This window comes from Aquincola sp. J276 (genome assembly GCF_024700035.1).
GTDB lineage: Bacteria > Pseudomonadota > Gammaproteobacteria > Burkholderiales > Burkholderiaceae_C > Aquincola > Aquincola tertiaricarbonis.
On record NZ_JAJONC010000001.1, the window covers coordinates 1,653,188 to 1,677,693 of the forward strand.

General features: G+C 69.3%; 21 protein-coding genes. 2 read left to right on the forward strand and 19 right to left on the reverse strand.

The features are described from left to right. Nucleotides 1-23: 23 nt before the first annotated feature. Nucleotides 24-173: a hypothetical protein gene (locus LRS14_RS07560; RefSeq protein WP_157039490.1), complete on the reverse strand. Its 150-nt coding sequence runs from the start codon at nucleotides 171-173 to the stop codon at nucleotides 24-26. Between the two features lie 203 nt (nucleotides 174-376). Here LRS14_RS07560 and LRS14_RS07565 point away from each other — a divergent pair, with 203 nt between their 5' ends. Further along, nucleotides 377-1,303 (forward strand): histone deacetylase family protein, encoded by a 927-nt coding sequence (locus LRS14_RS07565; protein ID WP_257799128.1) that lies wholly within the window; start codon nucleotides 377-379, stop codon nucleotides 1,301-1,303. Nucleotides 1,304-1,323: 20 nt separating this feature from the next. Then, the gene (locus tag LRS14_RS07570; RefSeq protein ID WP_257799129.1) at nucleotides 1,324-4,020 is read left to right on the forward strand and encodes a bifunctional acetate--CoA ligase family protein/GNAT family N-acetyltransferase; all 2,697 of its coding nucleotides are present in this window, start codon (nucleotides 1,324-1,326) and stop codon (nucleotides 4,018-4,020) included. On the opposite strand, the gene LRS14_RS07575 is transcribed toward LRS14_RS07570, so the two are convergent. From LRS14_RS07575 to LRS14_RS07660, 18 genes are all read right to left on the reverse strand, one after another. Then, the gene (locus LRS14_RS07575) at nucleotides 4,004-5,578 is read right to left on the reverse strand and encodes a methyl-accepting chemotaxis protein (protein WP_257799130.1); all 1,575 of its coding nucleotides are present in this window, start codon (nucleotides 5,576-5,578) and stop codon (nucleotides 4,004-4,006) included. The two genes, LRS14_RS07570 and LRS14_RS07575, sit on opposite strands and share 17 nt — an antisense overlap. Nucleotides 5,579-5,690: 112 nt before the next feature. Beyond that, a complete protein-coding gene (locus tag LRS14_RS07580; RefSeq protein ID WP_257799131.1) occupies nucleotides 5,691-6,941 on the reverse strand; it encodes a TIGR03862 family flavoprotein in 1,251 nt (416 codons plus the stop codon). Further along, nucleotides 6,938-7,978, reverse strand: a complete 1,041-nt coding sequence (locus LRS14_RS07585; protein ID WP_257799132.1) for a histone deacetylase family protein — start codon at nucleotides 7,976-7,978, stop codon at nucleotides 6,938-6,940. The genes LRS14_RS07580 and LRS14_RS07585 overlap by 4 nt, the downstream gene beginning before the upstream one ends. 123 nt (nucleotides 7,979-8,101) lie before the next feature. Beyond that, entirely contained in the window at nucleotides 8,102-9,007 is a 906-nt protein-coding gene (locus LRS14_RS07590; RefSeq protein WP_257799133.1) for an SDR family oxidoreductase, read from the reverse strand. Beyond that, entirely contained in the window at nucleotides 9,004-9,483 is a 480-nt protein-coding gene (locus LRS14_RS07595) for a GNAT family N-acetyltransferase (protein WP_257799134.1), read from the reverse strand. Before LRS14_RS07595 ends, LRS14_RS07590 begins: the two co-directional genes overlap by 4 nt. Then, nucleotides 9,483-10,505 (reverse strand): NADP-dependent oxidoreductase, encoded by a 1,023-nt coding sequence (locus tag LRS14_RS07600; RefSeq protein WP_257799135.1) that lies wholly within the window; start codon nucleotides 10,503-10,505, stop codon nucleotides 9,483-9,485. Before LRS14_RS07600 ends, LRS14_RS07595 begins: the two co-directional genes overlap by 1 nt. A 27-nt stretch (nucleotides 10,506-10,532) precedes the next feature. Next, nucleotides 10,533-10,991, reverse strand: coding sequence for a PaaI family thioesterase (locus LRS14_RS07605; RefSeq protein WP_257799136.1), 459 nt, complete (start codon nucleotides 10,989-10,991; stop codon nucleotides 10,533-10,535). Further along, on the reverse strand, nucleotides 10,988-11,779 hold the full coding sequence (locus LRS14_RS07610; RefSeq protein WP_257799137.1) for an SDR family oxidoreductase: 792 nt from the start codon (nucleotides 11,777-11,779) through the stop codon (nucleotides 10,988-10,990). Before LRS14_RS07610 ends, LRS14_RS07605 begins: the two co-directional genes overlap by 4 nt. Nucleotides 11,780-11,806: 27 nt before the next feature. Then, nucleotides 11,807-11,995: a hypothetical protein gene (locus LRS14_RS07615; RefSeq protein WP_257799138.1), complete on the reverse strand. Its 189-nt coding sequence runs from the start codon at nucleotides 11,993-11,995 to the stop codon at nucleotides 11,807-11,809. Between the two features lie 14 nt (nucleotides 11,996-12,009). Continuing rightward, nucleotides 12,010-13,848, reverse strand: a complete 1,839-nt coding sequence (locus LRS14_RS07620) for an acyl-CoA dehydrogenase (RefSeq protein WP_257799139.1) — start codon at nucleotides 13,846-13,848, stop codon at nucleotides 12,010-12,012. A 13-nt stretch (nucleotides 13,849-13,861) separates the two neighbouring features. Next, nucleotides 13,862-15,037, reverse strand: coding sequence for an acetyl-CoA C-acyltransferase (locus LRS14_RS07625; RefSeq protein WP_257799140.1), 1,176 nt, complete (start codon nucleotides 15,035-15,037; stop codon nucleotides 13,862-13,864). Nucleotides 15,038-15,056: 19 nt separating this feature from the next. Beyond that, nucleotides 15,057-17,153, reverse strand: coding sequence for a 3-hydroxyacyl-CoA dehydrogenase NAD-binding domain-containing protein (locus tag LRS14_RS07630; RefSeq protein WP_257799141.1), 2,097 nt, complete (start codon nucleotides 17,151-17,153; stop codon nucleotides 15,057-15,059). 213 nt (nucleotides 17,154-17,366) lie between these two features. Next, nucleotides 17,367-18,068: an ABC transporter ATP-binding protein gene (locus tag LRS14_RS07635; protein WP_046112311.1), complete on the reverse strand. Its 702-nt coding sequence runs from the start codon at nucleotides 18,066-18,068 to the stop codon at nucleotides 17,367-17,369. After that, nucleotides 18,062-18,877, reverse strand: coding sequence for an ABC transporter ATP-binding protein (locus tag LRS14_RS07640; protein ID WP_257799142.1), 816 nt, complete (start codon nucleotides 18,875-18,877; stop codon nucleotides 18,062-18,064). Before LRS14_RS07640 ends, LRS14_RS07635 begins: the two co-directional genes overlap by 7 nt. Next, on the reverse strand, nucleotides 18,877-20,172 hold the full coding sequence (locus LRS14_RS07645; protein ID WP_257799143.1) for a branched-chain amino acid ABC transporter permease: 1,296 nt from the start codon (nucleotides 20,170-20,172) through the stop codon (nucleotides 18,877-18,879). The genes LRS14_RS07640 and LRS14_RS07645 overlap by 1 nt, the downstream gene beginning before the upstream one ends. Beyond that, on the reverse strand, nucleotides 20,173-21,207 hold the full coding sequence (locus LRS14_RS07650; RefSeq protein WP_046112314.1) for a branched-chain amino acid ABC transporter permease: 1,035 nt from the start codon (nucleotides 21,205-21,207) through the stop codon (nucleotides 20,173-20,175). A 70-nt stretch (nucleotides 21,208-21,277) separates the two neighbouring features. Continuing rightward, nucleotides 21,278-22,549, reverse strand: a complete 1,272-nt coding sequence (locus LRS14_RS07655; protein WP_404977538.1) for a branched-chain amino acid ABC transporter substrate-binding protein — start codon at nucleotides 22,547-22,549, stop codon at nucleotides 21,278-21,280. A 140-nt stretch (nucleotides 22,550-22,689) separates the two neighbouring features. After that, nucleotides 22,690-24,336: a 3-(methylthio)propionyl-CoA ligase gene (locus LRS14_RS07660; protein WP_257799144.1), complete on the reverse strand. Its 1,647-nt coding sequence runs from the start codon at nucleotides 24,334-24,336 to the stop codon at nucleotides 22,690-22,692. Nucleotides 24,337-24,506 lie beyond the last annotated feature (170 nt).

Genomic DNA, 24,506 nt, shown 5'->3' on the forward strand with positions numbered 1-24,506 from the left:
TGGGCCGGGCTTGGACAGGCCGCTCAGAACAGTGCGAAAGCCGCGCCGACCAGCATCGTGGTCAGCGCCATGGCCACCGCGAAGTGGCGCTCCAAGCGGTTGCCGCCACCGCAGGTGGCCAGAGGGTGGCGCTCGGCGGGCGCATCGGAGGACACCAGTGACGACCAGGACATGCGCTTTCTCCTTGATGCAGCGTCGGGCTGCCCCCTTGCCTTCGGCATTTGCCGGGCTGTCTGCAGTGTTGGTTGCCCGCCGCCTGCGCAATCCGCTGAAAAGCGGTGCTTTGTGCCATGTCAGGAAAGTGGCGGGCATCGGCTCCTAGACTGGCCCCATCCACCCGACCGCAGCGCCGGGGGCCGGTCGAGGAGACAACGCCGTGTTAGCCGCCTTCATCACCCACGCCGATTGCGCCCGCCACGAGATGGGCCCGCAGCACCCTGAATGTCCGGAGCGCCTGGCCGCCATCCAGGACCACCTGCTCATCAAGGGCCTGCTGGACTACATGTGCCCGTATGACGCACCGCTGGCAACCCAGCAGCAACTGGCGCGCGCCCATTCCGCGATGTACGTGCAGGAGCTGCTGGCCAGCGCGCCCACCGAGGGCCACCGGCAGGTGGACCCCGACACCGCGATGTGCCCGCACACCGCACAGGCCGCGCTGCGCGCCGCCGGCGCGGTGGTGCAGGCCACCGACCTGGTGCTGGGCGGCCAGGCCCCTGCCGCCTTCTGCTGCGTGCGGCCGCCCGGCCACCATGCGGAGCGTGCGGCGGCGATGGGCTTCTGCTTCTTCAACAACGTGGCGGTGGGCATCCGCCATGCGCTGGATGTGCACGGCCTGCAGCGGGTGGCGCTGATCGACTTCGACGTGCACCACGGCAACGGCAGCGAGGACATCTTCCGCGGCGACGAACGGGTGCTGATGTGCTCCATCTTCGAGCGCGGCCTCTATCCCTTCAGCGGCGACGAGGCCGCCGGCCCGAACATGGTGAACGTGGGCCTGCCCAGCCGCTCGGGCAGCGAGGCCTTCCGCGCCGCGGTGGCGGACCGCTGGCTGCCGGCGCTGGAGGCCTTCCAGCCGCAGCTCATCTACGTCTCCGCCGGCTTCGACGCCCACCGGGAGGACGACATGGGCAACCTCGGCCTGGTGGAGGCCGACTACGAATGGGTCACGCGGCAGCTGCTGGCGGTGGCCCAGCGCCACTGCGGCGGGCGCATCGTTTCCTGCCTGGAAGGCGGCTATGTGCTGAGCCCGCTGGCCCGCAGCGCGGCGGCGCATGTCAAAGTGCTGATTGGCGCAGACTGATCCGGCCCCACCGGCACCCCATGGACAAGCATTACCTCTCGCCCCTGTTCTCCCCCGAATCCATCGTGGTGCTGGCCGGCGATGCCGATGCGCCCGACAGCCTGACGCCGCAGGCCCGCACGTTGCACGAGGCGCTGCGGGCCCAGCGCTTCAGCGGCACCCTCGCCTTCCTGGACATCCACACCAGCGGCACGCTGGCCGACCTGGCACAGACACGCGCCGACCTGGCCATCATCGCCCTGCCCCGGCAGGACGTGGCCGCGGCGCTGGAGGTGGCCGGCCGCATCCACTGCCGCTCGGCGCTGATCATCTCGGCCGGCATCGACGGCGCGCTGGCGGCGGAGCTCAAGCGCATCGCCCGCCGCGAAGGCGTGCACCTGCTGGGGCCGAACGGCCTGGGCCTGCAGCGGCCGCGGCTGCAGCTCAATGCCAGCGCCCTGGGGCCGCTGGCGCGCACCGGCTCGCTGGCGCTGGTGTCGCAGTCGGGCGCGCTCACCTCTTCCATGCTGGACTGGGCGCGCAACAACGCGGTGGGCTTCTCGTCGGTGGTGTCGCTGGGGCCGAACACCGCGGTGGACATCGCGCAGGTGCTGGACTTCCTGGCCAACGACCAGCACACCCACAGCATCATCGTGTACCTGGAAGGCATCTCCAATGCGCGCCGCTTCATGAGCGCGCTGCGATCGGCGGCCAACGCCAAGCCGGTGGTGGTGCTGAAGGCCGGCCGCCGGCCCGCGGGCAACGAGGCCGCGCACACGCACAGCGGCACCATCGTCGGTGCCGACGACGTGTTCGATGCGGCGCTGCGCCGCGCCGGCGCGGTGCGCGTGCGCTCCTTCGTCGAGCTGTTCTCGGCGGCCAAGTGCCTGGCCTCGCGCTACCGGGCGGTGGGCAGGCGGCTGGCCATCGTGACCAACGGCGGCGGGCCGGGTGTGCTGGCGGCCGACTGGGTCAACGAGATCTTCCTGCAGATGGGCAAGCTGTCGGTGGAATCTGCCACGGCACTGAAGCCGCTGCTGCCGGAGCAGGCTTCGCTGGCCGACCTGATCGACCTGTCGGAAGAAGCCACCGCCGCGCACTACCGCGCGGCCATCGAGGCCGCCTCGCGCGACCGCGGCATCGACGGCGTGCTGGCCATCTATTCCACCAAGGCCGGCGGTGATTCGGGCGACGTGGCCGCGGCGCTGGTGGACGTCAAGCGCAGCCTCAGCAAGCCGCTGCTGGCCTGCTGGATGGGCGATGCCTCGGTGGGCAATGCGCGCCAGCAGTTGAACGAGGCGGCCATTCCCAACTTCCGGACGCCCGAGGCCGCGGTGGGCGCCTTCGGCAACATCGCCTCGTTCTACCAGAACCAGCTGCTGCTGCAGCAGACGCCGCCGCCGCTGTCCACGCTGGCCAAGCCCGACATCGAAGGCGCGCGGCTGGTGATCGAGAGCGTGCTGGCCGAGCGCCGCAAGGTGCTCACCGAGATGGAGTCGAAGACGCTGCTGTCGGCCTTCCACATCCCGGTGACCAACACCATCCTGGCGCGCAACGCCAACGAGGCGATGATGATCGCCACGCAGCTGGGCTTTCCGGTGGCGCTGAAGATCGACTCGCCCGACATCCTGCACAAGAGCGACGTGCAGGGCGTGGCGCTGAACATCCTCAACGGCGCGGGCGTGCGCGACACCTACAACGACATGGTGGAGCGGGTGAAGCGGCTGCAGCCCGGCGCGCGGCTCAATGGCGTGACGGTGCAGAAGATGGCGCGGGCCCAGCGCGGCCGCGAGATCTGCATCGGCCTGGTGAGCGACGAGCCCTTCGGCCCGGTGATCATGTTCGGCGCCGGCGGCACGATGATCGAGCTGATCCGCGACCGCGCGATGGAACTGCCGCCGCTGAACAAGTTCCTGGCCCGCCGGCTGATCGAACGCTCCCGCGTGGCCGAGACGCTGGTGGAATGGCGCGGCGCCAGCCCGGTGGACATGGACGCGCTGGAGCGTGTGCTGCTGAGGGTCTCGGAGATGGTGTGCGAGCTGCCGCAGCTGCGCCAGATGGACATCAACCCGATCATCGTGGACGAGTCGGGCGCGGTGGCGGTGGACGCCCGCATCATCGTCGACAGCGCCTCGCAGGGCGTGGGCATGGGCAGCGGGCCCAGCCCCTACAACCACCTGGCCATCCTGCCCTACCCGGCGCGCTACGAGCAGGTGTGGCCGATGCGCGGCGGCGGCGAATACACGGTGCGGCCCATCCACCCCAACGACGCGCAGATGCTGCAGGACCTGGTGCAGAGCCTGTCGCCCGAGAGCCGCTACTTCCGCTTCGTCAGCTCGATGACGCAGCTGCCGCCGCCGATGCTGGCGCGCTTCACGCTGATCGACTACGACCGCGAGATGGCGCTGGTGGCGGTGCACAAGCAGCGCGAGGCCGCCACCGACGGCACCATCGTCGAGACCGAACGCATCATCGGCGTGTCGCGCTACGTGACCAACCCGGACCAGTCGAGCTGCGAGTTCTCGCTGGTGGTGGCCGATGCCTATGCGGGCAAGGGCATCGGCTCACGGCTGATGGAATGCATCATGGACGTGGCCCGCGAGAAGGGCCTGTCGGAGATCGAGGGCCTGGTGCTGACCAACAACCCGGGCATGCTCAAGCTGATGCGCGGGCTGGGCTTCGAGGTGAAACCGTTCGCGGAGGACCCGGACTTCAAGCTCGTCACGCACGCGCTGTAGCGGCCAGCTGGAAGCCGGCCACCAGGCGCGACAGCGTTTCGGCCTGGCGGCGCAGGCTGTCGGCGGCGGCCGCGCTCTGCTCCACCAGCGCCGAGTTCTGCTGCGTGCTGTGGTCGAAGCCGGCCACCGCGCCATGCACATGGGCCACGCCGGCGGCCTGGGCCGCGGTGGCGGCGGAGATGTCGTTGATCAGCATCGACACCTGCTGCACCTTGTCCACGATGCCGGCCATCGCCTGGCCGGCATCCTCCACCTGGCGGTTGCCGGCGTCCACCCGCTCGCCGCTGGCCTGGATCAGCGACTTGATCTCCCGCGCCGCCTCCGACGAGCGCTGCGCCAGCTGCCGCACCTCGCTGGCCACCACCGCGAAGCCACGGCCCTGCTCGCCGGCCCGGGCCGCCTCCACCGCCGCATTCAAGGCCAGGATGTTGGTCTGGAAGGCGATGCCGTCGATGGTGCCGATGATCTCGCCGATCTTCTTGGACGAACCGGCGATCTGCTGCATGGTGCGCACCACCTGCGACATGGTGGCGCCACCCTCCTGCGCCGCCTGCGAGGTGGCCGCGGCCAGCATGCGCGCCTGCTCGGCCGTCTGCGCATTGAGCTGCACGGTGCTGCTCAGCTCGTTCATGGCCCTGGCCGTCTGCTGCACGCTGCCGGCCTGCACCTCGTTGCGCTGGCTCAGGTCGGCATTGCCGCTGGCGATCTCGGCCGAGCCGGTGGCGATGCTGTCGACGCTCTGGCGCACCTGGCCCACCAGCGTGGCCAGGCTGGCGCTCATGCGGGCCATGGACGCGACGATGCTGCGCTCGTCGCCCCGGCGCACGGGCAGCGGATGGGCCAGGTCGCCGCGGGCGATGCGCTCGGCCGCCTGCACCACGTCATGCGGCTCGCCGCCCACCTGCCGGGTGATGCAGCGCGTGGTGAGCACCGACACCGCCAGCCCCGCCACTGCCGCCACCGTCAGCAATGCCAGCATGGCCCAGCGGCCCACCGCATGGTCGCGCTCGGCGGCGCCCGAAGCTTCGCTGGCGCCGCGGCCCACCTGGTCCACCAGCGCCACCAGCGCCTTCTGCGCCGTGCCGATGGCCTCGTAGCCGGCACCCGCCAGCAGCAGCCGGGCCGGCTCCTTCTGGCCGCTGCGCGACAGGCTCATCACCTTGTCCTGCTCGGCGCTGTAGACCTGCCAGGCCTGCTGGAAGCGGGTCCATTCGGCGCGCTCCTGCGGGCTGTCGATCATCGGCTCATAGCGCTCGGCCGCCTTGGCCATGGCCGCGCGCATGCGCACGCGGTAGTCCTCCAGCGTGTCCATGTACGCGGCGTCCGGGCTGATGACATGGCCCAGTTCCACCCGCCGCAGGTCGGAGGTGAGCGTCCGGATCTCCAGCAGCAGCTGGCCCTTGGGCACCCATCGGCCGACGATGACCTGCACCGCCCCGTCTAGCCGGGACATCTGGTAGAGCGCCATCGCGCCCAGCGCACCGTTGATCAGGACCAGCAGCCCGAAGGCCAGCGCCAGGCGACGGCCCAGCGACAGGAATGCGGCAGGTGTGTGCATGTGAGGTTCCCCGCGGCGGAGCATCCGACGTGGGAAGGACTTCGACCGCAGGCCTGCTGTTTCAAGCCGCCGCGCGGCCGCGCACGGCGTTTTCCTACCTCTGGGGGATGCGTCAGCCGGCCCGGCGCCAGGCGGCAGCGCCGCGGCCCGCGCGCAAGCCGCTGGCCATCGTGGCCTGCAGCAGGTAGCCGCCGGTGGGTGCTTCCCAGTCCAGCATCTCGCCGGCGATGAAGATGCCTGGGCGGGCCTGCAGCATCAGCCGCTCGTCCAGCGCCTGCAGCGCCACCCCGCCGGCGGTGCTGATCGCCTCGGCCACCGGACGCGGCGCCACCACGGTCAGCGGCAGGGCCTTGAGCGCGGTGGCCAGCGCGGCCGCGTCGTCGAGCTGCGCCCGTGGCAGGAGTTCATGCAGCAGCGACACCTTGGCGCCGGCGAGGCCCAGCCGGCTCTTCAGGTGCGTGGCCAGGCTGCGGGTGCCGCGCGGTCGCTTCACCTCGGCCAGCACACGCTCGGCATCGAAGGTGGGCAGCAGGTCGATGTGCAGCAGGGCGCTGCCCTGCGCCGCCACGGTGTCCCGCAGCAGCGCCGACAACGCATACACCAGGCTGCCTTCCACGCCGTAGTCGCTCAGCACGAACTCACCGGCCCGCTCGAAGTGGCGCCCATCGTGCGCGGTGAAGCGCAACGCGGCCGGCTTGATCGGGGCGCCGGCGAAGCGGCTGCGCAGGTGCTCGCTCCAGCCACGCTCGCCGTCGGGCCGCGCGATCTCGAAGCCGCAGTTGGCCGGCTGCAGCGGCGCCACGTCCACGCCCTGCGCCTGCAGCAGCGGCACCCAGCGGCCGTCGGAGCCGAGCTGCGGCCAACTGGCGCCGCCCAGCGCCAGCACCGTGGCCCGCGGCTGCACCGTCAGCTCACCGGACGGGCCCTGCAGCCGCAGCGCGCCGCCGTCGTCCGTCCAGCCCAGCCAGCGGTGCCGCTGATGAAAGCGCACGCCGGCCAGCCGCAGCCGATGCAGCCAGGCGCGCAGCAGCGGCGCGGCCTTCATGTCCACCGGAAACACACGGCCCGAGCTGCCGACGAAGGTCTCGATGCCCAGGGCTGCGGCCCAGTCGCGCATGGCCTGCGGACTGAAGTCGGCCAGCCACGGCGCCACCTCGGCGGCCCGCGGGCCGTAGCGCTCGGTGAAGGGCTCGATGGGCTCGCTGTGCGTGAGATTCAAGCCGCCCTTGCCGGCCAGCAGGAACTTGCGGCCGACCGACGGCATCGCGTCATAGAGGTCCACCTCGCGGCCGGCGGCGGCCAGGGCCTCGGCCGCCATCAGGCCGGCGGGGCCGCCGCCGATGACCACGGCATCGGCATTCACGACCCAAACCCTTCCAGCACGTTGACGGCATTGATGCCCACCTCGGCCACCGCATACCCGCCTTCGAAAGTGAAGACGGTGGGCAGCCCGGCCGAAGCCAGGTCGCGGCCGATGTCGAAGTAGTCGGCGCTGCGCAGCGTGAAGGCGGAGATCGGGTCGCCCTCGAAGGTGTCCACGCCCAGCGGCACCACCAGGGCCTGCGCGCCGAAGCGCTTGACTTCGTCCAGCCCGCGGCCGAGTGCGGCGCGCCAATCGGCGAAGCCGGTGCCGCGTGGCAGCGGCAGGTTCAGGTTGCAGCCGGCGCCCTCGCCTTCGCCACGCTCGTCGGCGTAGCCCAGGTAGAACGGGTACTCGGTAGACGGGTCGCCGTGGAGGGACACGGTGAGCACATCGCCGCGCGCGTAGAAGATGCTCTGCGTGCCGTTGCCGTGGTGGTAGTCCACGTCCAGCACCGCCACCCGCTCGAAGCCGCCGTCGCGCAATGTCTGGGCCGCCAGCGCGGCGTTGTTGAGGAAGCAGTAGCCGCCGAAGAAGTCGGTGCCGGCGTGGTGCCCGGGCGGGCGGGTCAGTGCGAAGGCGCTGCGGGTGCTGCCCGAGGCCACCGCCTGCGCGGCGGCCACGGCACAGGCTGCGCCCTGGCGCGCCGCGGTCCAGCTGCCGGCGGTGAGCGGCGTGCCGGCATCGAACGAAAACAGCCCCATGCGTGCCGCGAAGTTGGCGGGCAGCACATCGGCGCGGAAGCCGCGCACCGGCCATACCGACGGCAGCGCATCCAGCTCGGCGTTGGCCGGGTCCAGCGCCACCCATTCGTCCCAGGCGCCAGCCAGGAACTGCAGGTAGCGCGGGCTGTGGATGCGGGCCAGCAGCGCTTCGTCCAGCGGGCCGGGTTCGGTGATCGTGCCGACCGGGCGCTTGTGCAGCTCCGCCAGCAGATGGTCCAACCGGTCTGGTGATTCATGGCACGGCACCAGCCGACCGCGAAACATCTCGTGGCGGCCGGCATGCTGCCGGTGCAGGGTGTTGTGGACGATGAGCATGGCGGCATTGTTGCAGCCGCCCCGGGCGCAGCGAACTGGGGGGCCGACTCAAGTCCGCCGGGCCGCCCCAAGGACTTGAGCGCCCCCGGGGGGCCGCGAGCGCAGCGAGCTTGGGGGCTCGACTCACCCCCGCAACGAAGCCCTCAGCGTGGCGCCGATGTCGGGCCGGTCGGCGAAGGGGTCGCTGGGGTTGCGATGCTGCAGCACGTCGTCCATGCGCTGCTGCACCGTCTTCAACGCATGCGGGTGGCTGAAGACGTAGAACTGACGCTCGCGCACCGCGTCCATCACCTTCTGGGCGATGTGGGCGGCGGTCACCTTGCCGCTGCTCACGGCCTTGGCCGACATCGCGCGCGAGATCTTCTGGCTCACCGTCTGCTGCTGCGCTTCGTCCGCCAGGTCGGCCGGGCGATTGCGCTCGCTGAGGTGGATGCCGGTGGGCACGAAGAACGGGCACAGCACCGAGGCGCTGATCTGGTCGGTCACCAGCGACAGGTCCTGGTAGAGCGTTTCGCTCAGCGACACCACCGCATGCTTGCTGACGTTGTACACGCCCATGTTGGGCATGTTCACCATGCCGGCCATCGACGCGGTGTTGACGATGTGGCCCTGCCATTGCGGGTCGGCCTTCGCGGCGGCCAGCATCATCGGCGTGAACACACGCACGCCGTGCACCACGCCCATCAGGTTGACGCCCAGCACCCATTCCCAGTCCTTGGCGCTGTGCTCCCAGATCAGCCCGCCGCTGCCCACGCCGGCGTTGTTGAACACCAGGTGCGGCGCGCCGAAGCGCTGCTGCACCGCGGCACCCATCGCTTCGACCTCGGCGGCCTTGGAGACATCGAGCCGGTAGGGCAGCACGTCCACGCCCAGCGCCTGGATCTCCTCGGCGGCGCGCTGCAGTGCTTCGGCCTGCACGTCGGCCATCACCACGTTCATGCCGGCCTGGGCGGCCAGGCGCGAGGTTTCCAGGCCGAAGCCCGAGGCCGCGCCGGTGATCACGGCCGTGCGGCCGGGCAAGTCCTTCATCGCTGTGCTCCTGAGTGATGCTCGGCGGGGCAGAGCATCTCGATGTGGGGGATGTCGTCTTCGAGGTAGGTGTCGCCCACCGGCTGGAAGCCGAGCGAGCCGTAGAAGCGCTGCAGGCGCGCCTGCGCGCTGATGCGCACCGCGCGGCCGGGCCAGGTGTCCTGGCAGCGGGCCAGGCCCTCGCACATCAGCGCCAGGCCGGCGCCGGTGCCGCGCACCTCGGGCGCGGTGATGACGCGGCCGATCGACGGCTCTTCGTACTTCACGCCCGGGTCCACCAACCGCAGGTAGGCCAGCAGCCGGCCTTTTGCGTCATGGCCCAGCAGGTGCCAGCACTGGTCGTCCAGGCCGTCGGGGTCGAGGTAGGCGCATTGCTGCTCCACCACGAAAACCCGCGCACGCAGCGCCAGCAGGTCGTACAGCGGCTGCAGCCCCAGGCCTTCGAAGCGGGTCCAGGTCCAGCCCAGCGTGGCCATCAGACCAGCTTGACCAGTTGCTTGCCGAAGTTGCGGCCCTTCAGCAGGCCGAGGAAGGCCTCGGGCGCGGAAGCCAGGCCTTCGGCAATGCTTTCGCGGTACTTCAGCTTGCCGGTGCCCACCAGCGTGGCCAGCTCGGTCAGCGCCTGCGGCCACAACTCCATGTGCTCGCTGACGATGAAGCCTTCCACCCGCAGCCGGTTGGTCAGCAGCAGCTGCGGCTGCTGCAGCGGGATGGGCTCGCCGTTGTAGCCGGCGATCATGCCGCACAGGGCGATGCGGCCGAAGGCGTTCATGCGCTGCAGCGCGGCGTCCAGGCCCAGGCCGCCGACGTTCTCGAAGACGCCGTCGATGCCGTCCGGTGCGGCCTGCTTCAGCGCCTGCGACAGGCTCTTCAGGTCGGTGTGCTGCTTGTAGTCGACACAGGCGTCGAAACCCAGTTCGTCGATGACGAAGGCACACTTCTCGGGCCCGCCGGCAATGCCCACCGCGCGGGCGCCACGGGCCTTCGCCAGCTGGCCCACCACGCTGCCCACGGCGCCGCTGGCCGCGCTCACCAGCACGGTGTTGCCTTCCTTCGGTGCAATGATCTGCGTCAGGCCGTACCAGGCGGTCACGCCGGGCATGCCCACCGCGCCCAGGTAGGCCTGCAGCGGCACATGCTCGGTGCTCACCTTGCGCAGTGCGCCCCGGGTGTCTCCGTCCAGAAGCTGGTACTCCTGCCAGCCCCCCATGCCCACCACCTTGTCGCCGACGGCAAAGCCCGAGTTCTTCGAGGCCACCACCTCGCCTACGGTGCCGCCGCCCATCACCTCGTTCAGGGCCTGCGGTGCGGTATAGCTCTTGGTGTCGTTCATGCGGCCGCGCATGTACGGGTCCAGGCTCAGATAATGGTTGCGCACCAGCACCTGGCCATCGGCAAGCTCGTCGGGCACGGTGGCTTCCACCAGCTTGAAGTTGTCGGCGGTGGCCTCGCCGGTGGGGCGCGAGACGAGGTGGATCTGGCGGTTGATCGTGGTCATGGTCTTCTCCTGTGGGGTGGGCGAGCGTCAGTCCGACGCGCCGCCGCGGCGGACCTTCATGCCGCCGACGGTGAGGGACTTCAGGTGCTTGAAGGTGCCGGTGGCATGTGCAACGAGGGCACCCTTCTCGTCCAGCACGCTGGCTTCGCAGAACGACATGGTGAGCGTGCGGTGCATCACCCGGCCCTGCACCCGCAGGCGGCCCAGGCCGGGCCGCATGAAGGTGGTCTTCATCTCGATGGTGACGACGCCGGTGCGCGGCTCGCCACCGGGCTCGTCGGGGCTGCGGGCAGCATGGCCCATGGCGGCGTCGAGCAGCGTCATCGTCACGCCGCCATGGGCCATGCCCCAGGCGTTGGTGAGCTGCTCGTTCAGCGTCAGGGCCAGCTCGGAATGCCCGCCGTCGAAGCGCAGCAGCTCGCAGCCCAGGTGTGCCAGGAAGGGGATGTGGGCCAGCGAAGGCAGGCCCGCGGCGGGCGTGGTCATCCGCCGAAGATGGCGCTGACGCCGCCGTCCACCGCGATTACCTGCCCGGTAATGTGCTTGCCCGCGGCCGAGGCCAGCAGCAGCGCGGCGCCCTTGAGGTCGTCGTCGTCGCCCAGGCGGTTCAGCGGCGCGGCGGCGGCCATCTTCTCGGCGCCCACCGCGGCCAGCAGGCCGTGCGTCATGCGGCTGGGGAAGAAACCCGGCGCCAGCGCATTCACATTGATGCCGTGCGCGCCCCACTCGCCGGCCAGCACGCGGGTGAAGTTCACCGCCGCGCCCTTGCTGGTGTTGTAGGCCACCGTCTTCATCGTCGGCGGGTTGCCGGCCAGGCCGGCGATGGAGGCCACGTTGATGATGCGGCCCGACTTGCGCGGGATCATGCTGGCGCGTCCCACGGCCTGGGCGAACATGAACAGGCTGCGCACGTTCAGGTTCATCACCTTGTCCCAGGCTTCGAGCGGATGCTCCTCGGCCGGGGCACCCCAGGTGGCGCCGGCGTTGTTCACCAGGATGTCGATGCGGCCCATGCGGGCCATGGTCTCGTCGACCACCTTCTGCACGTCTTCTGGCTTGGCGGCGTCGCCGGCGATCCAGCGCGTGTCGATGCCCCTGGCCTGCAGGTGGGCGGCGGCCTCCTCCAGGTCGGCCGCCTTGCGGGAGGTGATCATGACCTTGGCACCGGCCTCGCCCAGGGCCTCGGCGATCTGCAGCCCCAGGCCGCGCGAGCCGCCGGTGACCAGGGCCACCTGGCCGGTCAGGTCGAACAGCTTCATCACGGGTGTGCTCATCACGTTCTCCTCACTTGTCTAGACAGGCTACTGCCCACGGATGCGCGAGCGCAGCCAGATCAGCAGCACGCCGCCGGCCACGGCCACGCCGCCGCAGGCCTGCATCAGCAGGCCGGCGTTCTCGTCGGTGCGGGCCACGAAATAGCCCAGGGTGGCGAGGATGATGCCGCCGTACAGCAGCACCCACACCAGCTTCTCCATCGTCTGGGGCTTCATCGGCAGCCCCAGGGTCAGAACCAGTCGTCGCGCATCTCGCGCGTGAGCGTGTTGCGGGCAGCGACCGGCGCCAGCCAGGCGTCGATCTTCGGCAGCTCGAAGTCGAAGAAGTAATGCATGGCCGACAGTGTGCCCTGCCGTCGCGGCTCGGCCAGGCCGGGGCCGGCGGCCTGCGCGGCCACCGCCACGTCCAGCCACAGCCAGGCCAGCACCAGGTGGCCGAAGGCCTGCAGGTAGGGCGTGGCATTGGCCAGCGCGTCTTCCGGCACCCCCGACGCCCAGGCCGACTTGGTGGCCGCGCCCACCCGCTGCAGCGCCGCGCCCAGCGCATTGCCACGCGCGGCCAGCCCGGCCACCTGGCCGGCGCGCTGGGCGGTGTCGCTGATGCGGCCTGCCAGCAGCTTCAGGCCCGCGCCGCCGTCCATCACCACCTTGCGGCCCAGCAGGTCCAGGCCCTGGATGCCGTGGGTGCCCTCGTGGATCATGTTCAGGCGGTTGTCGCGCCAGTGCTGCTCCACCGGGAAGTCGCGGGTGTAGCCATAGCCGCCATGCACCTGGATGGCCAGGCTGTTGGCCTCCAGGCCCCATTCGCTGGGCCAGCTCTTGGCGATGGGCGTGAGCACCTCCAGCAGCAGCCGGGCCTCGTCGGCGGCCTGCACGCTGCCGGTGTGCTGCTCGTCCACCAGGCGGGCGCAGTACAGGCCGAGCGCGATGCTGCCTTCCACATAGGCCTTCTGCGCCAGCAGCATGCGCTTGACGTCGGCATGCTCGATCAGCCGCACCGGCGGCTGCGTGGCGTCCTTGCCGGCCGGGCCCATCGGGCGACCCTGGCTGCGGTTGCGGGCGTAGTCCAGGCTGGCCTCGTAGCCCGCGCTGCCCAGCATCGCGGCGCCGAAGCCCACGCCGATGCGCGCCTCGTTCATCATGTGGAACATGCAGCGCAGGCCCTGCCCGGCCTCGCCCACGCGGTAGCCGATGGCGCCGGCCGCGCCGCCCGGCATGTGCTTGCCCTCGCCGAAGTTGAGCAAGGTGTTGGTCGTGCCGCGATACCCGAGCTTGTGGTTCAGGCCGGCCAGCACAACGTCGTTGCGCTCGCCGGTCAACTGGCCTTGGGGGTCGATCAGCCGCTTGGGCACGATGAAAAGGGAGATGCCGCGGGTGCCGGGCAGCAGCTTGCCGTCGGGGCCGGGGATCTTGGCCAGCACCAGGTGCACGATGTTCTCGGTGATCTCGTGCTCGCCGCCCGAGATCCACATCTTGTTGCCGGTGAGCCGGTAGCGCGGGCCCAGCGGATCGGCCTCGAAGCCTTCGCCATCGGGCACCGCACGGGTGGCGATGTCGCTCAGGCTGGAGCCGGCCTGCGGCTCCGACAGGCACATGGTGCCGAACCAGCGGCCGGCGAATTCGTTCTTGGCGAACACCTCGCGCTGCAGCGGCGTGCCGTGCGCCATCAGCAGGTTGGCATTGCCGGCGGTGAGCATGCCGTAGGCGCTCATCGCCACGCTGCCCAGCTTGAAGAAGCCGGCCGCGGCCAGCTGCACCACGAAGGGCAGCTGCATGCCGCCGAACTCATAGGGCTGCGCCGCGGCGATCATGCCGCTGTCGGCATAGGCCAGCGCCGCCTCGTGCGTGGCCCGCGGCAGGTGCACCCGCTCGCCGTCGAAGTGCGGCTCCTCGGTGTCGGCCAGGCGGTTGAAGGGCGCGAATTTCTCGCGCGCCAGCCGCTCGCAGGTGTCCAGCACCGAGGTGACGGTCTCGGCCGAATGGTCGGCAAAACGCTCGCGGGTGAACAGCGCATCCAGCTGCAGCCAGTGCTGCAGCAGGAAGTCCAGCGTGTCGCGGTAGGTCTTCATGCCGGGCAGGACGTCACAGCACCTCGAACACGCCGGCCGCGCCCATGCCGCCGCCGATGCACATGGTGACGCACACCTTCTTGGCGCCGCGGCGCTTGCCTTCGATCAGCGCATGGCCAGTCAGGCGCTGGCCGCTCACGCCATACGGGTGGCCCAGCGCGATGGCGCCGCCGTTGACGTTCAGCCGGTCCATCGGGATGCCCAGCTTGTCGGCGCAGTACAGCACCTGCACCGCGAAGGCCTCGTTCAGCTCCCACAGGTCGATGTCGTCCACGGTCAGGCCCAGGCGGGCCAGCACCTTGGGCACGGCATAGACCGGGCCGATGCCCATCTCGTCGGGCTCGCAGCCGGCCACCGCAAAGCCGAGGAAGCGGCCCAGCGGCTTCAGGCCCTTCTGCTCGGCATGGCGCTCGCTGACCACCACGCAGGCACCGGCGCCGTCGCTGAACTGGCTGGCATTGCCGGCGGTGATCACGCCGCCCGGCAGTGCGCTGCGGATGCCCTGCACCGCCTCCAGCGTAGTGCCGGGGCGGATGCCCTCGTCGGTGCTGACGGTGACCTGCTTCGTCGTCAGGCCCATCACCGGATCGGCGACACCGGCAGTGACGGTGATCGGCGCGATCTCGTCGGAGAAGCGGCCGGCCTCGCGCGCGGCGGTGGCCTTCTGCTGGCTGGCGGCGCCGTATTCGTCCATGCGCTGCTTGGGGATGCCGTAGCGCTTGGCCACCGTCTCGGCGGTTTCCAGCATCGTCATGTAGATGGCAGGCTTGTTCTCGCTCAGCCAGCGCTCGGCCAGCATGTGCTTGTTCATCTCCTGCTGCACGCAGGAGATGCTTTCCACGCCACCGGCCACGTAGGCATCGCCCTCGCCGGCGATCACGCGCTGCGAGGCCATCGCAATGGTCTGCAGGCCGCTGGAGCAGAAGCGGTTGACGGTGACGCCCGAGACGGTGAGCGGCAGCCCGGCGCGCAGCGCGATCTGCCGGGCGATGTTGGCGCCGGTGGCGCCTTCGGGGTTGGCGCAGCCCATCAGCACGTCCTCGATCACGCCGGGCTCGATGCCCGCGCGTTCGACGGCCGCGGCCACCGCATGGCCGCCCAGCGTGGCGCCGTGGGTCATGTTGAAGCTGCCCTTCCAGCTCTTGGCCAGGGGCGTGCGGGCGGTGGAGACGATCAGTGCGGAAGTCATGTGGTTCTCCCCGTCTTGTTCAGTTGAAGCTCTTGCCTTCGGCGGCCAGGCGCGCCAGCAGCGGCGCCGGCTCCCAGAACGAGGCATCGTCGTGCGGGTTCTTGGCGAAGCGCTTCATCGTCTGCACCACGTTGAACAGGCCCTGCGTGTCGGCATAGTTCATCGGGCCGCCGCGGTGCAGCGGGAAGCCGTAGCCGGTGAGGTAGACCATGTCCACGTCGCTGGCCTTGCTGGCGATGCCCTCGTCGACGATCTTGGCGCCCTCGTTCACCAGCGAATACACCAGTCGGTGCACGATCTCCTCGTCGCTGATCTTGCGCGGGGTGATGCCCAGCTCGGCGCGGTGCTTCTCGATCATGTCGTTGACCACGGGCGACGGGATCGCATCGCGCTTGCCCGGCACGTAGTCGTACCAGCCGGCGCCGGTCTTCTGGCCGTAGCGGCCCATCTCGCACAGCAGGTCGGCGGTCTTGCTGTAGCGCATGTCGGGCTTCTCGACATAGCGGCGCTTGCGGATGGCCCAGCCGATGTCGTTGCCGGCCAGGTCGCCCATGCGGAACGGGCCCATCGCGAAGCCGAAGCGCTCCACCGCCTTGTCCACCTGCTGCGGCGTGGCGCCTTCTTCCAGCAGGAAACCGGCCTGGCGGCTGTACTGCTCGATCATGCGGTTGCCGATGAAGCCGTCGCACACGCCGGACACGACCGCGGTCTTCTTGATCTTCTTGGCCAGCGACATCACCGTGGCCAGCACGTCCTTGGCCGTCTCCTTGCCGCGCACCACCTCCAGCAGCTTCATCACGTTGGCCGGGCTGAAGAAATGCATGCCCACCACGTCCTGCGGCCGCCGGGTGAAGCCGGCGATCTTGTCGACGTCCAGCGTGGAGGTGTTGGAGGCCAGGATGGCACCGGGCTTCATCACTTCATCCAGCGTGCCGAACACCTTTTCCTTGACGCCCAGTTCCTCGAACACCGCCTCGATCACCAGGTCGGCATCCTTGATGTCGCCGTAGTCCAGCGTGGTGCTCAGCAGCGACATGCGCTGGTCGTACTTGTCCTGCTTGAGCTTGCCCTTCTTGACCTGGGCCTCGTAGTTCTTGCGGATGGTGGCCACGCCGCGGTCCAGCGCTTCCTGCTTGGTCTCGAGGATGGTCACCGGGATGCCGGCGTTCAGGAAGTTCATCGAGATGCCGCCGCCCATGGTGCCGGCGCCGATGACCGCCACCTTCTCGATCTTGCGCTGCGGCGTGTCCTCGGGCACGTCGGGGATCTTGCTGGCCGCGCGCTCGGCGAAGAAGGCATGGCGCAGGGCCTTGCTCTCGGGCGTCATCATCAGCGCGATGAAGGCCTCTCGCTCATAGGCCAGGCCGTCGTCCAGGTTGCGGGCCTTGGTGGCCTGCTCCACGCAATCGACGCAGCGCGCCGGTGCGGGGAAGTTCTTCGCCATCGCCTTGACGGTGTTGCGCGCGAACTGGAAGTAGGCATCGCCCTCGGGGTGGCGGGCCTTGAGGTTGCGCACCAGCGGCAGCGGCCGCACCGTGGCCACCTGTTCGGCCAGCGCCAGCGCGGCTTCCAGCACATCGCCCTCGGCGACCTTGTCGAACAGCTTCTGGCCCGGCAGCGCGGCCAGCACCTCGCTCTTGACCGGATCGCCCTTGACGATCATGTTGAGCGCCACTTCCACGCCCAGCACCCGCGGCAGGCGCTGCGTGCCGCCGGCACCGGGCGCCAGGCCCAGCTTGACCTCGGGCAGCGCCACCTGCGTACCCGGTGCCACCACGCGGTAGTGGCAGCCCAGCGCCAGTTCCAGCCCGCCGCCCATGCACACGCTGTGGATGGCCGCGATCACCGGCTTGTCGCTGTTCTCCACCACCTTGATGAGCGACAGCAGGTTGGGCTCGGCCAGCGCTTTCGGCGAGCCGAACTCGCGGATGTCCGCGCCGCCCGAGAAGGCCTTGCCGGCGCCGGTGATCACGATGGCCTGCACCGCCGCATCGGCGTTGGCCCGGTCGATGCCCTCGGCCGTGGCCTTGCGGGTCTCGTAGCCCAGGCCGTTGACCGGCGGGTTGTTCAGCGTGATCACGGCGACATGGCCGCGGACCTCGTAGCTGGCTGTCATGGGGGTGTCTCCTCAGGAAGCGCGGAAAAAGAACGATCGTTCGATTCTAGGAAGCGGTGCAGCAAAAATCCTGTCCCTGCCGTGACAAGGGGCCTTGCCAGACCCCCGTGGATACCCTAGCGACGCGCACGCCCGCGGCCCACGCCGGGCCGCCCCAAGGCGGCCGCGCAACCCGCTTGGCGGGTGGGACCGTGTACCCACGGGACCGGGTGCTCAAACCTCCAGCCATTCCTTTCGGACGTAGTTGTCGGCTTTGAGTGCGGCTGGGGTGCCCTCGAACACGATCTGCCCGTGGCCCATCACGAAGCACCGCTCGGAAACTTCCAGCGCGATGGTGAGCTTCTGCTCCACCAGCAGCACCGAGATGCCGCGGCGCTTGAGCTCGCGCAGGTACTCGGCCACCAGTTCCACGATCTTGGGCGCCAGGCCTTCGGTGGGCTCGTCGATCATGATCAGGTCGGGGTCGCCCATCAGCGTCCGGCACAGCGTCAGCATCTGCTGCTCGCCGCCCGACAGCACGCCGGCCTCCGTGTGCTGGCGTTCCTTCAGCCGCGGGAACATGGCGTACATGTCGTCGAAGCTCCAGCGCGGCTTCTTGCCGCCGCCACCGCGCTTCTCGCCCAGCATCAGGTTCTGGTGCACCGTGAGCTTGGGGAAGATGTCCCGGTTCTCCGGCACGTAGCCGATGCCCAGGTGCGCGATCTCGAAGGCCTTCCTGCCGATCAGCGGCTGGTCGCGCCAGGTGATGCTGCCGGCCGCATCCACCAGGCCCATGATGGCCTTGACGGTGGTGGAGCGGCCCGAGCCGTTGCGCCCCAGCAGGCTGACGATCTCGCCGGGCCGCACCTCGAAGTTCACGCCATGCAGCACATGGCTCTTGCCGTAGAAGGCATGCAGGTCGGTCAGCTTCAGCATGCCTTGGCCTCCGCGGCCTGCGTCTCGGCCAGCACCGAGCCGAGGTAGGCCTCCTGCACGCGGGCATTGGCCCGCACCGCATCCGGCGTGTCGAAGGCGATCACCTCGCCGTACACCAGCACCGCGATCTTGTCGGCCAGGCCAAACACCACGCCCATGTCGTGCTCCACCGTCAGCAGCGTCTTGCCCACCGTCACCTCGCGGATCAGCTCGATGAAGCGCTTGGTCTCGCTCTTGCTCATGCCGGCGGTCGGCTCGTCCAGCAGCACCACGTCGGCCCCGCCGGCGATGGTGATGCCGATCTCCAGCGCACGCTGCTCGGCATAGGTGAGGTTCATCGCCAGCGTGTCGCGCTTCTTGTGCAGCCGGATCATCTCCATCAGCTGCTCGGCGCGCTCGTTGGCATCGCGCAGGCGGCTCAGCGCCTTCCAGAAGGCATAGCGGTGGCCCTGCGACCACAGCACCGCGCAGCGCAGGTTCTCGAACACGCTCAACCGGTTGAACAGGTTGCTCACCTGGAAGCTGCGCGCCAGCCCGCGGCGGTTGATCTCGTAGGGCTCCAGCCCGTCGATGCGCTGGCCGTGCAGCCGGATCTGCCCGCTGCTGGCGCCGAAGCGGCCGCTGATCAGGTTGAACAGCGTGCTCTTGCCCGCGCCGTTGGGGCCGATGATGGCCACCCGCTCGCCCGGCTGCACCGCCAGGCTGGCGCCGCGGATGATGGCCGTCTTGCCGAAGGACTTATGCAGGTCCACCAGCTCCAGCGCGGGGCCGGCGCCCTGCACGGCCGGGTGTGCAGCAGCGGTGGCCATCACAGTGCCTCCTCGCGGCGGCGCAGCGTGCGCTCGATGTCGGTCTGCACCTCGGCCCATTCGTGCTTGAACTGCCGGCGGCTCAGCTCGAACAGCGCGATGCCCACGGCCATCACGAACACCGCGCCGAACCAGGTGTCGAAGTGCTCGATGTTGAGCGTGGCCCCCAGGTACTTGACGGTGGGCCCCAGGGCCGCATCCAGCTGCAGGTGGTAGATCATCTCGACGATGGCGCCCGCGCCCGCCAGCACCACCAGCGCGGTGCCGCCCAGGGCCAGGTAGGCCGTCCACAGCGCGCGCAGCTTGCCGAAGGCGGCCACGCGCAGGTTCATCATCAGCAGGCTGGCGATGCCGCCCGGCGCATACATCACCATGAACAGGAAGACGAGGCCCAGGTACAGCAGCCAGGCCTTGGTGAACTCCGACAGCAGCACCGTGGCCAGCACCATCAGCACCGCGCCGATGATGGGACCGAAGAAGAAGGTGGCCCCGCCCAGGAAGGTGAACAGCAGGTAGGCGCCCGAGCGGCCCGCGCCCACCACCTCGGCGGTGGCGATCTCGAAGTTGAGCGCGTACATGCCGCCCGACACGCCCGCGAAGAAGCCCGCGATGATGAAGGCGGTGTAGCGCACCCGCTGCGGGTTGTAGCCGATGAAGGCCACGCGCTCGGCGTTGTCGCGCACCGCATTGAGCATGCGGCCCAGCGGCGTGTGGGTGAAGGCGAACATGAGCGCGGTGCACACGAAGGTGTAGAACGCCAGCAGGTAGTACACCTGGATCTGCGGCCCGAAGCTGATGCCCCACACCGGCTTGCCCACCACGCGGTTGCCGGCCACGCCGGCTTCGCCGCCGAAGAACTCCGGCACCATCAGGCTCATCGCGAACACCAGCTCGGCCAGGCCCAGCGTGATCATCGCGAACGGCGTGCCCGACTTGCGCGTGGTCACCCAGCCCAGCAGCACCGCGAAGAACATGCCGGCCACGCCGCCCACCAGCGGCAGCAGGCTCACCGGGATGGGCAGGCTGCCGCCCGAGATGGCATTGAGCGCATGGATGGCCACGAAGGCGCCCAGCCCGGTGTACACCGCATGGCCGAAGCTGAGCATGCCGCCCTGGCCCAGCAGCATGTTGTAGGACAGGCAGGCCACCACCGCGATGCCGATCTGCGACAGGATGGTGACGGCCAGGCTGCTGGCAAACAGCTTGGGCAGCACCAGCAGCAGCAGCGCGAAGCCGCCCCACACGAACCACCGGCCGACGTTGTAGGGCCGGAAATGGAATTGACGCTGGCCCATTCAACCCTCCCGCGTGCCCAGCAGGCCCTTGGGCCGGAAGATCAGGATGAGCACCAGGAACAGGTAAGGCAGGATGGGCGCCACTTGGGAGATGGTCAATCGCAACAAGGAATGGTTGGCCGCCTGGTCGCCCGGCTGCAGGCCCACGAGCCGCACCACGTCGAGCACCGAGACGTCGATGGCCACCGCGAAGGTCTGGATGACGCCGATGAGCAGCGAGGCCACGAAGGCCCCCGCCAGCGAGCCCATGCCGCCCACCACCACCACCACGAAGATCACCGAGCCCACGGTGGCGGCCATCGCCGGCTCGGTGACGAAGGTGCTGCCGCCGATGACGCCGGCCAGTCCTGCCAGCGCCGAGCCGGCGCCGAACACCAGCATGAACACCCGCGGCACGTTGTGGCCCAGCGCCTCCACCATCTCGGGGTGCGTGAGCGCGCTCTGGATCACCAGGCCGACTCGGGTGCGGGTGAGCAGCAGCCACAGGCTCACCAGCATGGCCAGGGCCACCACCATCATGAAGCCGCGGGTGGCCGGAAACGGCGAGCACACCACCCGTACCGCTGCGTCGGCGGCACGGCACATCGCCTCGGGCGCGGCGCCCCACACGACGCTCATGCCCTGCACCGACGAATTCACCAGCGTGAAGGCCGGGCCCTGCAGCGCGGGCGGCGGCGTGAACTCCACCGCCGTGCGGCCCCACACCAGCTGCACCAGCTCCAGGATCACGTACGACAGGCCGAAGGTGGTGAGCAGCTCCGGCACATGGCCGAACTTGTGCACCTTGCGCAGGCAGGTGCGCTCGAACAGCGCACCCAGCACGCCCACCGCCAGCGGCGCCAGCACCAGCCCGGGCCAGAAGCCCACCAGCCGCGCGATGGAGTACGCCACGTAGGCGCCCAGCATGTAGAAGCTGGCGTGGGCGAAGTTGAGCACGCCCATCATGCTGAAGATGAGGGTGAGCCCGGAGCTGAGCATGAACAGCAGCAGCCCGTAGCTCAGCCCGTTGAGCATCGATATCGTGAACAGTTCCATCGGCGCAGTGTCGGTTCAGGGTCGGCGCACGGCCACCCGGGGCCGGCACGGCGGGAGGACGACGACGACGTCAGGAAGGCCGGTTCATCTGGCAGCTGGTGGGCGTGCTCGACACGTAGGGCGCGAACTCGGCCACCGGCGCCAGCGTCATGCCGGTCTTCTCGGGCGTATACGGGAACTTGCTGTCCGCCTTCTGCCACACGGTGATGTAGAGCGTCTGCTGCAGCTGGTGGTCGGCCTTGCGCATCTCCACCTCGCCGCCGAAGGCACTGGTGAGCTTCAGGCCTTCCAGCGCCGGGGCCACCTTCACCGGGTCGGTGCTCTTGGCCTTGGCCATCGCGGCGCCCAGCGTCTCGTAGATGCGGATGATGGAGCCGGTGTAGAAGTCGTCGCTGAACTTGGTCTGGAACTCCTTCATCCAGGCGTCGATCTGGCCACCCATGTTGTAGTGGTTGTAGCCCACCTGGTACACGCGGCCGGCGCCGTTGTTGCCCAGTGCGGTGGGCGTGCCGGTGACGCCGGCGTAGTACGTGTAGAACTTGCCGTTGTAGCCGCCTTCGGTGGCGGCCTTGACCAGCAGCGACAGGTCGGAGCCCCAGTTGCCGGTGATCACGCTGTCGGCGCCCGAGGCCTTGATCTTGGCGATGTAGGGCGCGAAATCGCGCACCTGGGCCAGCGGATGCAGGTCCTCGCCGACGATCTCGATATCCGGGCGCTTGCGCTTGAGCGCATCCTTCGCGTAGCGCGCCACCTGCTGGCCGTGCGAGTAGTTCTGGTTGAGCAGGAACACCTTCTTGATGTCGGCCTGGCCCTTGATGAAGGTGGTCATCGCCTCGATCTTCATCGAGGTGTCGGCGTCATACCGGAAGTGCCAGTAGCTGCACTTGCTGTTGGTCAGGTCCGGGTCCACCGCGGCGGTGTTGAGGAAGATGATCTCCTTGCCCGGGTTGCGCTCGTTGTGCTTGTTGATGGCGTCGATCAGCGGAATGGCCACCGACGAGCCGTTGCCCTGCAGCACATAGCGGATGCCCTGGTCGATGGCCGCCTTCAGGTGGTTCAGGCTCTCGGTCGGGCTCAGCTTGTTGTCCATGCCGATCACCTCGAACTTCACGCCGGCCGGGTTGGTGGCGCTGAACTTCTCGGCGAAGAACTGCAGGCTCTTGAGCTGGTTGGTGCCCACCGGGCCCATCAGGCCCGACAGCGGGTCGATCCACATGAGCTTGACGGTCTGCCCCGCCAGCGGCTTGGCCTGCGCCCACACCCCTGCCGAGCCCGCCGCCATGGCGGCACCCAGGCCGAGGGTGAGCAAACGACGCGACGTGTTGATCGATCCGGTATTCATCCGCTTGTCTCCTTGAGAGCCATCACCTGCGCCGCTGCACTGCAACGGCCGGCCGCAAGTTAATGGATGAACAAGGGCAGCGGTAGGAGGGTGTTCCCTGTCGCTGCGGCGACACCGCGCCGCAGCGCCCGGCATGGTGCTCAGGAAGGCAGCTTGTGGCCGCGGAACTGCTCGCGCAGCTTGAGCTTCTGCAGCTTGCCGGTGGCGGTGTGGGGCAGCTCGTCGACGAAGGCCACGTCGTCCGGGATCTGCCACTTGGCGATGCGGCCTTCGAAGAAGCCCAGCACCTCCTCGCGCGTCACCTCCGCGCCCGGCTTCCTCACCACCACCAGCAGCGGCCGCTCGTCCCACTTCGGATGGGCGCAGGCGATCACCGCGGCCTCGTGCACCGCCGGATGCGCCATGGCGATGTTCTCCAGTTCGATGGAGCTGATCCACTCGCCGCCGGACTTGATCACGTCCTTGCTGCGGTCGGTGATCTGCATGTAGGCGTCCTCGTCGATCGCGGCCACGTCGCCGGTGGGGAACCACTGGCCGTCGCGGCCGGGCACCTGCACCAGCGGCGAGGCGTCGCTGCGGTAGTAGCGGTCGATCACCCAGTGGCCGCGCACCACCAGGTTGCCGGCAGCCTTGCCGTCCCAGGGCAGCGGCTGGTGGTCGTCGTCGATGATCTCCATGTCCACGCCGTAGATCACCTTGCCCTGCTTCTCGAGGATGCGGCGCTTGCTGTCGGCGTCCAGCGCATCGTGCTTGCTCTTGAGCTTGCACAGCGTGCCCAGCGGCGACATCTCGGTCATGCCCCAGGCATGGATCACCTCCACGCCGTAGTCGTCCTCCAGCGTGCGGATCATCGCCGGCGGGCAGGCCGAGCCGCCGATCACCGTGCGCTTGAAGGTGCTGAACTTCAGGTCGTTCTGCTTGACGTAGGTGAGCAGGCCCAGCCACACCGTGGGCACGCCGGCGCTGAAGGTCACCTTCTCCTGCTCGAACAGCTCGTACAGCGACTTGCCGTCCAGGTGCGGCCCCGGGAACACCACCTTGGCGCCCACCAGCGCGCTGGAATACGGCAGCCCCCAGGCATTGACGTGGAACATCGGCACCACCGGCAGGATCACGTCGCGCGCCGAGCAATCCATGGCGTCGGGCAGCGCCGCACCGAAGGCATGCAGCAGCGTGGAGCGGTGGCTGTACACGGCGCCCTTGGGGTTGCCGGTGGTGCCCGAGGTGTAGCAGATGCTGGAGGCGGTGTTCTCGTCGAACTCCGGCCACACGTAGTGGCCGTCCTCGGCCTCCACCAGTTCCTCATAGCTCAGCAGGTTGGAAATGGCGGTGGACGCCGGCATGTGGCTGCGCCCGGCCAGCAGCACGAAGTGCTGCACCGCGCCCAGGTGCGGCAGCAGCTTCTCCACCAGCGGCAGGAAGTTGATCTCGAAGCACAGCACCTTGTCCTGCGCATCGCCCACGATCCAGGCGATCTGCTCCGGGAACAGCCGCGGGTTGATGGTGTGGCACACCAGCTGCGAGCCCGAGGTGCCGTAGTACAGCTCCAGGTGGCGGTAGCCGTTCCAGGCCAGCGTGCCGACGCGGTCGCCCGGCTGGCAGCCCAGCCGCGCCAGCGCCTGCGCCACCTTGCGCGCGCGCAGCGCCACCTCGCCCCAGGTGGTGCGGTGGATGTCGCCCTCCACCCGCTTGCTGACGATCTCGGTATCGCCGCTGTGCCGCGCCGCATGCGTCAGCAGCGACGAGATCAGCAGGGGCATGTGCATCATCTGGCCCATCAGGGACATGGTGGTTTCCTCCTCTCGCACCAACCGGGATGGTCGGGATTCACGCTGGATGATAGGAATGGGGGCACCGGGCGCCGGCTGGCGGTTTTCCCTGATGCCGCCGCACCGGGCGGCTCCTGAAGTTGTGGGATGTGGGCGCGGGCCGGGCTGGCGATGCTGCGGCCGCCACA

Excerpts from the sequence above, each read along its gene's own strand:
- LRS14_RS07560 (WP_157039490.1), bottom strand. The coding sequence starts at position 173 with ATGTCCTGGTCGTCACTGGTGTCCTCCGATGCGCCCGCCGAGCGCCAC.
- LRS14_RS07570 (WP_257799129.1), top strand. The coding sequence starts at position 1,324 with ATGGACAAGCATTACCTCTCGCCCCTGTTCTCCCCCGAATCCATCGTG.
- LRS14_RS07575 (WP_257799130.1), bottom strand. The coding sequence starts at position 5,578 with ATGCACACACCTGCCGCATTCCTGTCGCTGGGCCGTCGCCTGGCGCTG.
- LRS14_RS07585 (WP_257799132.1), bottom strand. The coding sequence starts at position 7,978 with ATGCTCATCGTCCACAACACCCTGCACCGGCAGCATGCCGGCCGCCAC.
- LRS14_RS07590 (WP_257799133.1), bottom strand. The coding sequence starts at position 9,007 with ATGAAGGACTTGCCCGGCCGCACGGCCGTGATCACCGGCGCGGCCTCG.
- LRS14_RS07595 (WP_257799134.1), bottom strand. The coding sequence starts at position 9,483 with ATGGCCACGCTGGGCTGGACCTGGACCCGCTTCGAAGGCCTGGGGCTG.
- LRS14_RS07600 (WP_257799135.1), bottom strand. The coding sequence starts at position 10,505 with ATGACCACGATCAACCGCCAGATCCACCTCGTCTCGCGCCCCACCGGC.
- LRS14_RS07605 (WP_257799136.1), bottom strand. The coding sequence starts at position 10,991 with ATGACCACGCCCGCCGCGGGCCTGCCTTCGCTGGCCCACATCCCCTTC.
- LRS14_RS07610 (WP_257799137.1), bottom strand. The coding sequence starts at position 11,779 with ATGAGCACACCCGTGATGAAGCTGTTCGACCTGACCGGCCAGGTGGCC.
- LRS14_RS07615 (WP_257799138.1), bottom strand. The coding sequence starts at position 11,995 with ATGAAGCCCCAGACGATGGAGAAGCTGGTGTGGGTGCTGCTGTACGGC.
- LRS14_RS07620 (WP_257799139.1), bottom strand. The coding sequence starts at position 13,848 with ATGAAGACCTACCGCGACACGCTGGACTTCCTGCTGCAGCACTGGCTG.
- LRS14_RS07625 (WP_257799140.1), bottom strand. The coding sequence starts at position 15,037 with ATGACTTCCGCACTGATCGTCTCCACCGCCCGCACGCCCCTGGCCAAG.
- LRS14_RS07630 (WP_257799141.1), bottom strand. The coding sequence starts at position 17,153 with ATGACAGCCAGCTACGAGGTCCGCGGCCATGTCGCCGTGATCACGCTG.
- LRS14_RS07635 (WP_046112311.1), bottom strand. The coding sequence starts at position 18,068 with ATGCTGAAGCTGACCGACCTGCATGCCTTCTACGGCAAGAGCCATGTG.
- LRS14_RS07640 (WP_257799142.1), bottom strand. The coding sequence starts at position 18,877 with ATGGCCACCGCTGCTGCACACCCGGCCGTGCAGGGCGCCGGCCCCGCG.
- LRS14_RS07645 (WP_257799143.1), bottom strand. The coding sequence starts at position 20,172 with ATGGGCCAGCGTCAATTCCATTTCCGGCCCTACAACGTCGGCCGGTGG.
- LRS14_RS07650 (WP_046112314.1), bottom strand. The coding sequence starts at position 21,207 with ATGGAACTGTTCACGATATCGATGCTCAACGGGCTGAGCTACGGGCTG.
- LRS14_RS07655 (WP_404977538.1), bottom strand. The coding sequence starts at position 22,549 with ATGAATACCGGATCGATCAACACGTCGCGTCGTTTGCTCACCCTCGGC.
- LRS14_RS07660 (WP_257799144.1), bottom strand. The coding sequence starts at position 24,336 with ATGTCCCTGATGGGCCAGATGATGCACATGCCCCTGCTGATCTCGTCG.